The sequence below is a fragment of the Tessaracoccus lubricantis genome, from assembly GCF_039544535.1.
Classification (GTDB): Bacteria; Actinomycetota; Actinomycetes; order Propionibacteriales; family Propionibacteriaceae; genus Arachnia; species Arachnia lubricantis.
The window spans coordinates 1-12,938 of sequence record NZ_BAABLV010000066.1 but is presented as its reverse complement, the minus strand read 5'-3'; the positions used below and the strand labels follow the sequence as shown (position 1 = coordinate 12,938).

The following is a 12,938-nucleotide window of genomic DNA, read 5'->3' as shown; positions in this document are numbered from 1 at the left end:
GTCACCACACGTCAGATGAGGACAGGTGTGATCCCATCAGACATGTGTGCCCCCTTTCGGTCCTCGATTCGCGTGCCTGGGGCGACCGCGCGTGAGGCTGGCCTACGTTCCCAGACGTGCCACCACGTAACACGCGCAGGCTCCCCCACCCCCGTGACTGCATGAGCCGATGCTGTTCGGTACGGGACCCGTCGCGCTGGTGCGGGCCGAGGAGCGTGACGCCGACTGGCGTGACGAGGACGCTCGTGCCGCCACGGCCCAGTCGGACATCGCCAGAGCCATCTTTCGTCGGATGGCGGTGATGCGGAAGAGCCAGGCCGCGTTGGCGCGGGACGTAGGCATACACCCGAAGACGCTTTCCCGGCTCCTGCACGGTCGGTCCTGGATGGAGCTGCACGACGCGATCGTCATCTCACAGGCGCTGCGCGTGAACCTCGTCTCACACCTGCGTGCACTCACCTCCCAGACGGACCAGGGCCGACTAGTCCCAGCCTTCGCCCGGTCCGAGGACGACCAGAAGAGCGCCGCCGGCCCGTCCTGAGCTCACCTCCCCGAATCGCGGCATGTTCATGGTGAGGGCAACCATCGCGGCATGTAGGTTGCAGATGACTGTCGAAATAGACAGATGACGGTGCGAGGAAGCAGGGCGACAGGATGGTTCAGGCAGGGTTTAGACTGAGCACGCACAACGGGACGTGGTGCTGATGTCCACGCTCAGCCAGCTCCTTCGACAGGTGAGCGAGCTCAACCCCAGCCTCGGCTCCGACCTCGCCAAGCACGTCAATGCACTGAAGCGCGACGTCCCCTTCGGCCTCCACTTCGAGCGCCACCGTCCCGAGTCCGTGCGCCTCTTCGGCCAGCCGGTCCTGGTCGGCGACAAGGTCCACCTGCTGCCACCACGCGGGAAGAGCACCGTCACGGCGAACCCCGTGCTGTGGCACGTCGTGTCGATCGCAGGCGACACCGCCAAACTGATCCGTGACCGTGCCCACGGTGAACCGGTAGAGCAGACCGCGAAGGTCGAGGACCTGGTCGTCGTCGCCGAGTTCCGTGACGACATCTACCCGGGCCTCGTCCAGACCGGCGAGGTCGTCAACGGGCCCGACAACGCACCCTTCCACACGGTCATCAACGGTGAGAACTACCACGTCCTGAAGGCCCTCACGTACACCCACGCGGGCAAGGTCGACGCGATCTACATCGACCCGCCGTACAACACTCGCGACAAGGACTGGAAGTACAACAACGACTACGTCGACAAGGAGGACGCGTACCGTCACAGCAAGTGGCTCGCGATGATGGAGCGTCGTCTCGGCGTGGCCAGGCAGCTGCTCAACCCTGACGACTCGGTCCTCATCGTCACGATCGACGAGAAGGAGTACCTCCGGCTCGGGATGTTGCTCGACCAGATGTTCCCTGAGGCACGGATCCAGATGGTCAGCGTCGTGATCAACGGTCAGGGCTCCGCACGCAAGAACGCTATGTCCAGAGTGGATGAGTACATCTACTTCGCCTACTTTGGAGCTGCTCGGCCCGTGCCGGCACCCATTGAGACACTCCTGTCAGACGACAACCAGTCTCAGGTGGGGGCAGAGCGCATCTGGTTTCCCCTGATTCGCGGTGGCAAGTCGGGCGTGAGGTCGAAGTCCAATGAAAGCTTTTTCCCCGTGTATATTAACCGCGAAACAGGTGCTATCGACAGCGTCGGCCACCCCATTCCCGCGGACCGCCACCCGAGCGAAACCGATCCCGTTCCCACCGGGTGCGACGCCGTGTGGCCCATGAGCAAGGCGGGGTCCGAGGGACGATGGCAGATGGCCCGGCCAGAGTTTCTGTCCCGGCTGTCCGAAGGCTACATCAGGGTTGGGCGCCAGGGGAAAGATGGACGCTGGCCGATCACTTACATTCGGACTGGAACGATTCAGCGCATTAAGACCGGGGAGATCGTCGTTGAAGGTAAAGACCCGCGGGGTGCTCTAATCTTGTCGAACGACAAGGACAATCCTCGAGGTCGCACCCCCAAGACAGTGTGGTATCTCAAGTCACACAATGCTGGAACCTACGGGACCGACTTGCTGAACGAGTTTCTGCCTGGCCGCGACTTTCCGTTCCCGAAGTCTCTGTACGCTGTCGAAGACACCCTTCGCTTTTTCGTCAAGGGTAAGCCCGACGCGGTCGTCCTAGACTTTTTTTCTGGGTCTGGCACCACAGCGCATGCGGTCATGCGCCTCAACAAGCAGGACGGAGGGCGACGTCAGTGCATCTCGGTCACGAACAACGAGGTCGGAGACGTCGAGGCCAGTCTGGTCAAGCAGAACCTGCGCCCGGGTGACCCCGACTGGGAGAAGTTCGGCATCTGTGACTACATCACCAAGCCCCGCATCACCGCAGCGATCACAGGGCGTACCCCTGACGGGGCACCGATCAAGGGCGACTACAAGTTCACCGGTGAGTTCCCGATGAGTGATGGCTTCGAGGCGAACGCGCGCTTCTTCACGCTGACCTACGAGCGCGAGGATGTCGTCGACCAGAACCTCGCGTTCGGACGCATCGCTCCCCTGCTGTGGATGCGGGCCGGCTCGGTCGGACGGATCATCACTGACATCCCCAACAAGGGGTGGGAGGTGGCCGACTCCTACGCGATCCTGTTCGACATCGACCAGGAGAACGCGTTCGTGAAGGCTGTGGAGTCAGCCGAGGGGGTCCGTGCGATCTACGTCGTGACCAGCGATCAGTACAACTTCCAGCAGGTCGCCAAGCGATTCCCCAGCGGCTTCGACAAGGTCATGCTCTACCGCTCGTACCTCACCAACTTCCGCATCTCGAACTCGGAGTGAAATCGTGGAATACACCCTCACCGGCTACCAGACTGACGCAGTCCGTGACGTCCTCACCAGCATGGGCCGGGCCCGACAGGCCCTCGACAACAACTTCCCCTCCTCGTTCGGACTGACTGCGCCCACCGGAGCCGGCAAGACCGTCATCGCCGCGGCCGTGATCGAGGCGCTCTTCTTCGGCGACGAGCAGAACAAGTTCGACGCCGACGACAAGGCCGTGGTCCTGTGGTTCTCCCAGGACCCCGTTCTCAACAGGCAGACCAAGCACAGGATCGGGGAAGCGTCTGACCTGGTCACCGGCAACCGCATGGTCATCATCGAGAACACCTTCGTCGCGGAGAAGTTCGACGCCGGCAAGGTCTTCTTCATCAACACCGGTAAGTTCTCGAAGCACTCCACCCTCGTCCGTGGTCACGAGGTCGAAGACACCGGGAACGAGCTCCCGGGACTGGACCGTAAGGCTCGTCCGGATGCTCGCCGCTACACGATCTGGGACACGATTCGGAACACCATCAACGACCCCGACCGTCGGCTCTACCTGATCGTCGACGAGGCGCACCAGGGGATGGGCGGCAACCGCAGCAAGTCGGACCGTGAGGACCAGCCGACCATCATCCGCCGGCTCATCAACGGACACGGCGACGTGCCGCCCGTGCCCGTCGTCTTCGGGATCAGCGCGACCATCGAGCGGTTCCAGAACGTCATGGAGGGCTCCAAGAACCGCATGCCGCTGGACGATGTGGAGGTCGACCGCCAGGCGGTCCTCGACTCCGGGCTCGTCAAGGACGACGTGATCCTCACCGGGTTGGACGAGAAGGGCAAGTACGACACCGTCCTGCTCCGTCGCGGTGTCCAGCGCCTGCGTGAGATGAGTGAGGCGTGGGAGAAGTACACGACCGGCCAGGGCGACCGATCCGTCACGCCGCTGATGGTGCTGCAGGTGCCCAACACGCCGACGAAGGAGTCCCAGGCCGGGACCTGGACGAAGAACGTCACCTCGTGGGTCAACACGGTTCTGGAGGAGTGGCCGGACCTGCAGCCGGAGAACTTCGCGCACGTCTTCGGCGGCGACCACGGCGACCTCGTCCTCGGCGACCTGGTTATCCCCTACATCTCACCGGAAGACGTGCAGGACACGGAGAAGGTGCGTGTGCTGCTGGCCAAGGACGCGATCTCGACCGGTTGGGACTGTCCCCGCGCCGAGGTCATGGTCTCGTTCCGTGGCGTGAAGGAACCGGTCACGATCACGCAGCTCCTGGGCCGCCTGGTCCGCAGTCCTCTGCGGCGGCGTATCGCCGGCCACGGGATGCTCAACGCGGTGTTCTGTGCGCTTCCCGAGTTCAACCAGGATACCGTCGAGAAGGTCGTCAAGCTGATCACACAGGGCATCGAGGGTGAGGACCCGCTGCCGATCGGGCGCGTGCTCGTGGACCCCGCCGACGTGGTCCGCAACCCGAAGCTCGAAGAGCAGCTCGGCGCGGAGAAGCTGGACGAGGTGTTCCAGGCTCTGGCGGACGTACCGTCCGAGCACGCACCGGCACGCGCGCTGCGCCCGATCCCGAGGTTCCTGGCCCTGGCCAAGGAACTCTCCCGCGACGAGCTGGTCCAGGACGGAGTCAAGGCCAGCACGCTGCTGATCAACAAGGAGATCGAGGCGCTGGCGGTCAAGAACGACGAGGCGATCGACGACGCCGTGCACGACATCGAGAACGTCGAGCTCATCGAGGTCACCGCCAGGATGGGCGGGAGTATCGACGACCTGAAGTCCGAGGGTGCGACGGTCAAGGCCGACGCGAAGACCCTCAACGACGCATTCTCGGTCGCCCGGCGCAACCTGGGCACCTCCACTGCCGACTCCCACGTCACGTACCTTCTGCAGAAGCTGCCCGAGGACGAGAAGATCCCCGCCCTTGCGTCGATCCGCACGAAGGTGGCGGCCATCGGTCGACAGCCTGACCTGGTGACCGAGCTGGAGGAGTCCGCGGAGAAGCTCGTGGCCAAGTGGCTGGACGAGCACGAGGCCGACATCGCGATGCTCCCCGCTGCCCGTGAGCAGGTCTACACGGACATCAAGACCCAGAGCAAGGAGATCCAGGCATCGAGCATCGGCGAGGTTGTCAGCGCCGAGGAGCCCACGATGATCCAGGTCGGCGAGATGAAGACGCCGATCGACACCTTCGAGCACCACGTCCTCGCCATGGCCGACGGGAAGTACCCGTGGGAGGCGAACAACGCGGAGAAGTTCGTCCTTGCGACCGAGCAGAAGCGCACCGGGTTCCTGGCCTGGTACCGCAACCCCTCCCGTGGCGTGAAAGAGGCGCTGCGGATCGTCTACCAGCGTGGCGACCGCTACAGCCACATGCACCCCGACTTCATCTTCTTCTTCGACAAGGACGGCAAGGTCGTACCCGCGATCGTCGACCCACACGGCGCCCAACTGTCGGACTCGATGCCTAAGCTCGTGGGTCTGGCTCGCTTCGCCGAGGAGTACGCCGACGTGTTCCCCCGGATCGAGGCAGTGACGGATATGGATGGTGGGTACGTCTACCTCAACCTGAAGTCGGCCGAGGTCAGAGAGGCGATCCGTACCCACGACGACGCCAAGGTGCTCTTCAAGTCGAAGCACGCCAAGAAGTACGGGTGAGCACCGGACGAGGACCGCGGCGTCCAGACCATCGGTGACCGCTGACCGCGCTTCACGAGTTCGGCGCTCCGCGTTTCCCCGCGATGGGATTTGGGCACGGGTGCCGTGGGATGTCGTCTCAGTCGGTCCAGCGAACGAGACCAACCCTGCTGGCCAGGGGTGGTGAGGCGAGTTCCCCAATCAACCCGCCTGCGCTACAACCTGTCGCTAGCACGCAACACTCGGCCTAGAGTGGACCCATGACAGAGACAGTCGAACACGACGGACTGGGCTGGCGCCTGGTCGTCACCGGGCACGACGAGCTGACTTTGACCATCGAGCACCAGCTCGGCGATGACTGGCTGCCCACGCAACGCTGGCACGAGCCGGCCCCTGAGCCCCGGCACCGCAAGCAAGCCATCACCGAATCGGCCCGCGCCCACGGCTGGATCACCTCCACCGAACGATGGCCCCGTGCCCGCAAAGACGGCACCCTCGTCCTCCACGACCTGTTCCCCTACGACTGGGAACGCATCATCCGAGACGCCACCGCGCTGCGCGAGGACACCCTCCGCCATGCTGCTGCCGTCGACCGCGCCTGGCGGTTGGCGATCAACGCCGCCGGCACCACCGGAGGGATGCGGATCCAAGAGCTGGCCGAGATCTCCGGCCGCGGCCGCCACGCGATCTACAGGATGCGCACCGACGACCTCGGCGCTGACGACACCGCTCTGCTCACCGAGATCCGCAACGCCGCCGGCAGCAAGGGAGAAACCCCGTGAGCGGACCCCAGCGGCCCACTCCCGTCAGGCCCCCCGACGAAGCCATCATCTGGCTCGACTTCCACACCGGCCAAGGCCTCGACCCGGCCGGCCAGGCCATCTCACCCATCCTCGGCGGGCGACGCAAGAAGCCCACCCTGTTCGACCTCCTCGAGACCGCTCGCTTCGCCCGTGCCACCCGAATCATGCTGTGTGGCGGGGTGCCTGCCGGCTACACCTGGCTGCTACCCACCGAAACCCAGATCGCCAAGCACATCGACCCGACCCCTGGCTGGACCGATGTGGGCCACTACCTCGGTGACCCACCCCGCGGCCGGTTCATACACACCGACACCCAGCACCGGATCACCGTAACCACCACGGCCGAATGGTTCGGTGACCGCGTCTTGTCGCCCATCGAAGCCGAGTTCGCCTACAAGACCCTGACCCGGGTGATCGCCCACACCCTCAACAAGCCCGACTGGGGACTGATGCGCAGCCCTTCAGCCACGGGACTGAACATCTGGAAGCAGCGCTTCGACGGCGTGCGCGACTTCCTGATGGAACCAATCGACCCCGACATCGGCCACCTCATCCAAGCCACTGAGCCGCAGCACCGGTTCGAACACTACGTCGACGGCCCCGGACTATGCGACTGCGGTGACTGCGTGGCACTCGTGGCCGCTGGGACAGAGCTTCCTGGCTTCGCCTACGCTGACGGCAGGTTCATGTACCACGGAGTATGCAGAGGGCTGCGAGGCTCAGCGCCGGCCACCATGCTCACCGCCGGCCAAGCCCAAGAGCTGTTCGCACGAGACCCCTACCATCCAGCCCGCTACAAGATCCGCTACAGGGTCTCCGACTGGTGGGACCACATCGGCTTGTTCCCCATCAAACTCGACGGTGCCGGCCGCGGCTGGCACTGGCCCAACCGCCCAGGCTTCACCGGCGAGACGTGGATCAACTCCGTGGAGCTGCGAACCGCCACCATCGAAAGCGACTGGACCATCGAGATCCTCGAAGGCATCGCCTTCACCAAGAAATCCAACGCCATCGAACCCTTCGCCAACGCCACCGGCTCCATGATCTCCATGCTCGACACAGGCCTGGAACGCGGAGCGATCGGCCCAGGCGCCCACGCGGCAGCATCGTCAGCTCTGAAACATATGTTCCGTGTCACGATCGGCTCGTTCTCCCGCCGCAGCCGCAACACCACCCGCTTCGCGGCAACCTTCGAGCAAGTCGCCTCCAACGCGGTCGGTCGTGTACAGCCAGCCGCGAACGGGGGATTCGTCTACCAGGTGCCCTCCAACCCGCGCCCCGACGACGCCGAGACCTGGCACCCCGAGATCGCCGCACTGGTGTGGGGAGCAGCACGAACCCGCGTGCTGCGCGACGCGCGCCCGACCAAGACCAAAGTGCTCTTTGGGGCGCTGCAGATCGAACCGGCCCAACTGGTCGGGATCCAAGGCGATGCGATCTACACCACCGAGATCCAGCCGTGGACGCTCCCCGAAGACCGCGGAGGTGCTGACGACGGCGCCAACGGCCGTATCCGGCTCAAGGGCTACCTGCCGGGGCCGATCACCGCACCGGCCACCGTTGACGCCCGCCAAGAGCTGTCCAACAGGGCAGAAGTGGAAGGCTGGGAGTAGCCCATGGCAACGTCTAAAGAGCTGATCTCCGAACTCCGCGCCCAAGGGTTCAGCAACGCCGAGATCGGCCGCCGGCTCGGGCGCGACAGCTCCCTGATCGGACAGATCGCCAGAGGATCCAAACCCGGCCGCAACCTGCAGCAGGCACTGACTGAGCTTGTCACCGGAGGCGAGGTCAAAACGCCGCCCTTCCGCCGCACAACCTCCGATGGCACCCTGGCCAGGGTCCGTGCAACCAAGGGCCACGACGCTGTTGTCCCCCCGGTCCCGCGGGGCCAGCGTGTCCGTACCGTCACGAAATCCACCGCCCAACCCGCCGCGCTGCCGAAGAAGCAGCCGCGCGGCCAACGCAACCGGTTGTCCCATCAGGCCAACACGCTGCCCAACGGGCGCGAGCTGCACCGAGTCACGGTGCCGAAATCAGACCGGGCGAGCAACAGGTCGGAAGGCTCGAAGATCATCACCGATGTGGTGGGTAGGGCTGCGGCCGCCGGCCGGCGGATCTCCGGCACCGTGTGGGCCGAGATCCGCCGCAAGGACGGCAGTAGAGACCGAATCCCGGTGCAGATCGGTGGGCACGGCGGCTACTCCGCCCAATCGATCTACGACTCCATCAGTGCCAACCCAGACGACTCCTTCGAGTGGGTCGATGGTCAGATCCAAGGACGCTACCCCGAGTTCGAGGGTGGCTTCACAGTGGTCGGGTTCGACCTGGACGTGTGGTGATCGCTCAACCTGCTCCCTGCCCTGGCACGCAGCCCTACAACCGGCGAACCGGGGCGCAGCTGGCATGGTGGGTGACCCGAGAACACCTCAAGAAGCCGTCGACCTCCCTCCTCGCTGCCGCCACCGCTGCAGCGATCGCTACGGTCGCGTGGCCGCTCGGAAGCGCCCCGGTGATCGCGCTGCTGGTCGCAGGGCTGGCCGTGTTCTACCTGCTGGTTGCTGCCGGCACCATCGCGGCGCACCTGGCCACGCTGCGCCGCTGGAAACGATCCGGCTGGCTGGTGGGCTACTTCACCGCACATGCTTCCCAGCTCGTGCACCCTGACAACGGCCAGTGGGTGCTGAGTGAGCATCATGCTCGGCGCCGCGGCCCCGGTTGGGGAGCGCAGCTGCGTGCCGTGGTGTGGCCCCACCTGGCGCGCGAGGCGGACCGTGCGGGGGTTGTTGTCCGTACAGCTACGAAAGTGCCGGCCTTGGCAAACCAATATCTGCGGGACATGCCCGGACTACACGTCGAAGACGAAGCTGGCGGCGTGATCAGACTGGTGCGCGACCCCGGTTAGCCTGACATCACCGCTCCGTGTCGCGCATCTCGATGTAGAGCAGGCGACCAAGCAGCTCAAGCATCGCTTTCTCGATTGAACCCTTCTCGTTGAACAGTTGCGTCATGCGGGAGTGGGCGTCGTCGGTTTCGGCGACGGCCAGCAGCAGTGCGTCCTTCAAGGTAGGTGAGGCGAGGAACTGTTCGATGCTGTTGGCCTCAGCTTGTGCGCGTAGGTCGTCATCGACCTTCATGGCTTCGACTAGGGAGGAGGCCCACGACTGGATCTGGTCGTTGCGGAAATCCTCACCAGCGAACTGCTCGTTGAGCCGTTCGATCAGTTCCGCCAACAGCACCATCCTCGGGTCACCGACCTGCACCCCGATGTGGTCGACAACATGGCGATGGGGCAGGTGTTCGAGCACCTCATCTTCCGGTTCTCCACGGCCAGTAACGAGACCGCCGGCGAACATTTCACCCCCCAGATGAACCCACCCAACGCTGACATGTATGTCCCTTTAGCAGAGACCGAATCCCAGATCGGTGGTCACGGAGGCTACGGCCTACTCGAACACCTGCGAGGCACAGCCGAGGGCTCCGCAGCATCGTCAACTACATCACCAGATGCCTACTCGACGCGGGCGGGTTCAGATCCCTGATCCACTCACCTCTGTGAAGAGCTTCTCTGCTGTGCGCCCGCCATCGAGCCAAGGTCCACTATTGCAGGATGCAATAGTGATCGGCCTGACCAGGGCTTCGGCAACCCCCTATATGGGGCCCTATATGGCGTTGCGCTACACCGAAACCGCGAGGATCTAGGATGGAGACATCTTCATCCACCACGGGAGTCTGACCAGCTCCCCACATCGAAGGAAACGTCGATGAACCTCAACCAGCTCCGATCTCTGCCGGCCGATCACATCGATCTGATCATGACTTCCGCGATCTCGTTCGGTGTGATCAGCGCACCTCCCGGCACGCCGCGGCCGCAGCAAGTCGTCACTGCCATGGCCCAACGCCTCGGTACGGGGTTGTTCCTGCGGAACCAGCTCGTGGAGCCAGGCGGGTACCGCTACCGGTCCGTCGAAGGGCCCCTGGACGTGCGCGACGTGATGAAGGCCTGCCACGCTGCCCAGTTCGCCTACCGGGACACCAGGCTGTGGGTGGGCTCGAACGAACAGCGCGTCGTCGACGCCGTCGCGAAAGCTGCCGCGATGAGGATCCCTGGCTACGAACTGTCGCCGTGGGTCTGGACCAGGCCCACGGAAGAAGCGATCGGCTACGCACCGGCCGGCAGCTGGTGGCCGGCCGACCTGGACGGTGTCGAACGGATCGCGGACCTCGAGGATCTCGCGGCGCGCTGGACCACGGCCCGTGTCGTGATCGTGACCCCCGCGGCGCTGCCCGAGCTGCCAGAGCTGCTGGCACGGCCCCGCCTCTACGTGATCGTCGAACCGGAGCTGGCCGTCGACACGATCAAGCGATCCAACAGCCACCGGCCCCCGATCGACAGCGTCCTGGTGTGGCCAGAGGCCGCGCAGTGGCTTCGCGAGGAACTTCTGATCTAACATGAGAGACGGCCGAAAGGCCCCCAGCGTCCTCGGAGCAACCACGGCAGGGATGTCGTCGGCCGAGCGACGTGTGGAGGCGCGGAAAGGGTTGGTCCCCTGACCGCGCCCCCACAGGGATAATCAGTCGTCGCGGGCTGCGCGATGGGCGATGATGGCCGCGGCCGCGGCCTCGCTGAGGTCTTCAAAGTAGATGAGCCCCTTGGCTACCAGCGGAAACAGAGCTGCCACGAGTCCAGCCGCTACTGACGGCCCCCACTCGAGCGCGCCAGTGAAAGCGAGGATGAAGAAAGCCACCGCCGGCCCCAGCGAGCTGATGAGAGAGATGAATGAAGGCCCGTGCACCTTCAAGGCTGTGGCGCGGGCGATGCGGAACTCTGTCCGATCAGCGATACCTTCCGTTTCCCATTCTTTGAACAGCTTCTTGTCCACCCGCTCTACCCATTTCCTGAGACTGGGATCGATGGTGGGCCCGAGTGAGTCCAGATAGGGGCTGGTCTTTGCGGGAAGGCGTTCGTCAGGGTTGGGAGTGTGCATGATTCAGTCTCTACTCCTTGGTTGGCTCTTCCAACTGTGCCCAAGACGCCTCGGTGGCAACAAAGGCGAGCGCCTATTCGCTTCTTCATTCCCCACCGGCACGACCCCTAACCGGGTCGTGCCGGTGGGGAAATGGGTTTTGGCTGGGGGTTTTGTGGCTGTCTGGCGGTATGATGGAGCTATCCAAACAAGGGGAGCCCGACCAGCTCCCCGCTAGACCTGGAAGGGGTCGAAATGTCTCGTGAAACTCTCGAGGATCTGAACGCCAATACCCTGATTGGCTTTACCGACAAGCGCGGTGAGGCGTGGCATTACCGCGAGGAGATGCAGGGCGATGAGCCCAACCACTACATCGGCGCGATTCCGGTGGAGGATGTGCGGCGTCGGCTGTTCGGGTGGGAGCCGGTCGAAGCGATGTCGGCGGCGATCGTGATGACTGATGAGGGTGTGCAGACCATCGTGGATGAGACGCGCAAGCAGATTGTGCACCCGAACACGGGTGCGGTGCTGGGGGTGTTCAAGTCGGGTTATCAGGTGCACGGCTACGACGAATGGCTTGTGCGCAACGTGGAAATCATCCTCGATGATGATGACCTGCAGATCGGTTCTGCCGGTCTGCTGCGCGGTGGCGCTCAGGGCTGGGTGCAGATCGAGACCGAGGCCACCCAGAGCGTTGAGGGCGTCCTGCACCGCCCGTTCCTGACGGCCGCCACGTCGATGGACGGATCCATCGCCACCACCTACGGCGTGGGCACTCAGGTTGTGGTGTGCGACAACACGCTCAGCGTGGCGCTCGGCTCGTTCGTGAACTCGGTGAAGGTGCGGCACTCGTCGAAGTCGCTGGGCAGGCTCGGGGACGTGCGCGAGGCGCTGCAGCTCGTGCTCAGCGCTGGCGATGCGTTCAACGCTCAGGTGCGCGAGCTGATCGCCCAGCCTGTCAGCGAGGCCCGGTTCGAGAAGTTCCTCACCGCGTGGACTGACACCAAGAGCGACAGCAAGCGGGCGCAGACGCTGGCGGAGGGGAAGCGCGACGCGCTGCGCGGCCTGTGGCGCACCGATGAGCGCGTTGCCCCGTGGCGCGGCACCGCGTGGGGCGTGGTGGCTGGCGTGAACACCTACACCCAGCACGAAGCGCCGATCAGGGGCGCCGACCGCGTCACCCGCAACGCCGAGTTCATGGTGCACGGCCGCTACAACACCCTCGATGCCGGCACCCTCGAGCTCCTCGCGACGGTCTGAACCGTGGACACCTATCAGGAGGGCTACAGGGCCGGCTACCGCTCTGCTGAGCAGTTCTACGGGCTCGCGGCCCGGGAGCGGCTGGACCGCATCGCAGAAGCCACCCAGGGGCTGCGGGAGTTGATCGCCGCTCGCGGCGGCCACCCACCCGCCGAGCTGGTGGCCTACCTCGACGCCGTCGCCGGCCACACGACCGCCGACACACACCACCGCATAACAGCGCAACAGTAGCGCGCTTGCGTGCACCATATACGCGTACACACGCAACCATAAGACCGGTTCGGCCCGCTTGCGGGCCGGGCCGGCCCCTCGCGGGAGGCCCGAAGGGCCGACACCCCACCACCCAACCGGCAGCCGTAAAGACTAGTCAAGCGGCCTTTAGGCCGCGCCTCGACAGCGGGCCGCTTGCGGCCCGCACGGTGGCGCGCTTGCGCGCCACCTGCCCCCCCCG

The 12,938-nt window shown here is 64.8% G+C and carries 12 protein-coding genes; 10 read left to right on the top strand and 2 right to left on the bottom strand.

The features are described 5' to 3' along the window. The first annotated feature begins 169 nt into the window (after window positions 1–169). The 7 genes from ABEA30_RS15660 to ABEA30_RS15630 all read left to right on the top strand — a co-directional run bounded on the left by ABEA30_RS15660 (window position 170) and on the right by ABEA30_RS15630 (window position 9,165). Window positions 170–541: a helix-turn-helix domain-containing protein gene (locus ABEA30_RS15660; RefSeq protein ID WP_345584518.1), complete on the top strand. Its 372-nt coding sequence runs from the start codon at window positions 170–172 to the stop codon at window positions 539–541. A 163-nt stretch (window positions 542–704) separates the two neighbouring features. Continuing rightward, window positions 705–2,837: a site-specific DNA-methyltransferase gene (locus tag ABEA30_RS15655; protein WP_345584516.1), complete on the top strand. Its 2,133-nt coding sequence runs from the start codon at window positions 705–707 to the stop codon at window positions 2,835–2,837. A gap of 4 nt (window positions 2,838–2,841) precedes the next feature. Continuing rightward, window positions 2,842–5,481 (top strand): DEAD/DEAH box helicase family protein, encoded by a 2,640-nt coding sequence (locus ABEA30_RS15650; protein WP_345584514.1) that lies wholly within the window; start codon window positions 2,842–2,844, stop codon window positions 5,479–5,481. A 239-nt stretch (window positions 5,482–5,720) separates the two neighbouring features. Continuing rightward, window positions 5,721–6,242, top strand: coding sequence for a hypothetical protein (locus ABEA30_RS15645; RefSeq protein WP_345584512.1), 522 nt, complete (start codon window positions 5,721–5,723; stop codon window positions 6,240–6,242). After that, a complete protein-coding gene (locus ABEA30_RS15640; protein ID WP_345584510.1) occupies window positions 6,239–7,876 on the top strand; it encodes a hypothetical protein in 1,638 nt (545 codons plus the stop codon). Before ABEA30_RS15645 ends, ABEA30_RS15640 begins: the two co-directional genes overlap by 4 nt. Window positions 7,877–7,879: 3 nt before the next feature. Then, the gene (locus ABEA30_RS15635; protein WP_345584508.1) at window positions 7,880–8,602 is read left to right on the top strand and encodes a helix-turn-helix domain-containing protein; all 723 of its coding nucleotides are present in this window, start codon (window positions 7,880–7,882) and stop codon (window positions 8,600–8,602) included. 71 nt (window positions 8,603–8,673) lie between these two features. Then, a complete protein-coding gene (locus ABEA30_RS15630; RefSeq protein ID WP_345584506.1) occupies window positions 8,674–9,165 on the top strand; it encodes a hypothetical protein in 492 nt (163 codons plus the stop codon). A gap of 7 nt (window positions 9,166–9,172) precedes the next feature. Here the strand turns inward: ABEA30_RS15630 and ABEA30_RS15625 are convergent, their stop codons facing one another. Beyond that, window positions 9,173–9,616 (bottom strand): hypothetical protein, encoded by a 444-nt coding sequence (locus tag ABEA30_RS15625; protein WP_345584504.1) that lies wholly within the window; start codon window positions 9,614–9,616, stop codon window positions 9,173–9,175. Between the two features lie 459 nt (window positions 9,617–10,075). Between ABEA30_RS15625 and ABEA30_RS15620 the strand changes: the two genes are divergently transcribed. Further along, on the top strand, window positions 10,076–10,711 hold the full coding sequence (locus ABEA30_RS15620) for a CpaE-like family protein (RefSeq protein WP_345584502.1): 636 nt from the start codon (window positions 10,076–10,078) through the stop codon (window positions 10,709–10,711). Window positions 10,712–10,834: 123 nt separating this feature from the next. On the opposite strand, the gene ABEA30_RS15615 is transcribed toward ABEA30_RS15620, so the two are convergent. Then, complete coding sequence (locus ABEA30_RS15615) at window positions 10,835–11,248, bottom strand: hypothetical protein (protein WP_345584500.1); 414 nt, start codon at window positions 11,246–11,248, stop codon at window positions 10,835–10,837. A gap of 234 nt (window positions 11,249–11,482) precedes the next feature. Between ABEA30_RS15615 and ABEA30_RS15610 the strand changes: the two genes are divergently transcribed. Together ABEA30_RS15610 and ABEA30_RS15605 are read left to right on the top strand one after the other, a co-directional pair. Further along, window positions 11,483–12,487: a DUF932 domain-containing protein gene (locus tag ABEA30_RS15610; protein WP_345584498.1), complete on the top strand. Its 1,005-nt coding sequence runs from the start codon at window positions 11,483–11,485 to the stop codon at window positions 12,485–12,487. A 3-nt stretch (window positions 12,488–12,490) separates the two neighbouring features. Continuing rightward, window positions 12,491–12,718 (top strand): hypothetical protein, encoded by a 228-nt coding sequence (locus ABEA30_RS15605; RefSeq protein ID WP_345584496.1) that lies wholly within the window; start codon window positions 12,491–12,493, stop codon window positions 12,716–12,718. Window positions 12,719–12,938: the final 220 nt, after the last annotated feature.

Bases quoted from the DNA above. Each gene is read 5' to 3' on its own strand.
- ABEA30_RS15615 (WP_345584500.1), bottom strand. From the start codon at position 11,248: ATGCACACTCCCAACCCTGACGAACGCCTTCCCGCAAAGACCAGCCCC.
- ABEA30_RS15645 (WP_345584512.1), top strand. From the start codon at position 5,721: ATGACAGAGACAGTCGAACACGACGGACTGGGCTGGCGCCTGGTCGTC.
- ABEA30_RS15655 (WP_345584516.1), top strand. From the start codon at position 705: ATGTCCACGCTCAGCCAGCTCCTTCGACAGGTGAGCGAGCTCAACCCC.
- ABEA30_RS15620 (WP_345584502.1), top strand. From the start codon at position 10,076: ATGACTTCCGCGATCTCGTTCGGTGTGATCAGCGCACCTCCCGGCACG.
- ABEA30_RS15660 (WP_345584518.1), top strand. From the start codon at position 170: ATGCTGTTCGGTACGGGACCCGTCGCGCTGGTGCGGGCCGAGGAGCGT.
- ABEA30_RS15635 (WP_345584508.1), top strand. From the start codon at position 7,880: ATGGCAACGTCTAAAGAGCTGATCTCCGAACTCCGCGCCCAAGGGTTC.
- ABEA30_RS15610 (WP_345584498.1), top strand. From the start codon at position 11,483: ATGTCTCGTGAAACTCTCGAGGATCTGAACGCCAATACCCTGATTGGC.
- ABEA30_RS15625 (WP_345584504.1), bottom strand. From the start codon at position 9,616: ATGTTCGCCGGCGGTCTCGTTACTGGCCGTGGAGAACCGGAAGATGAG.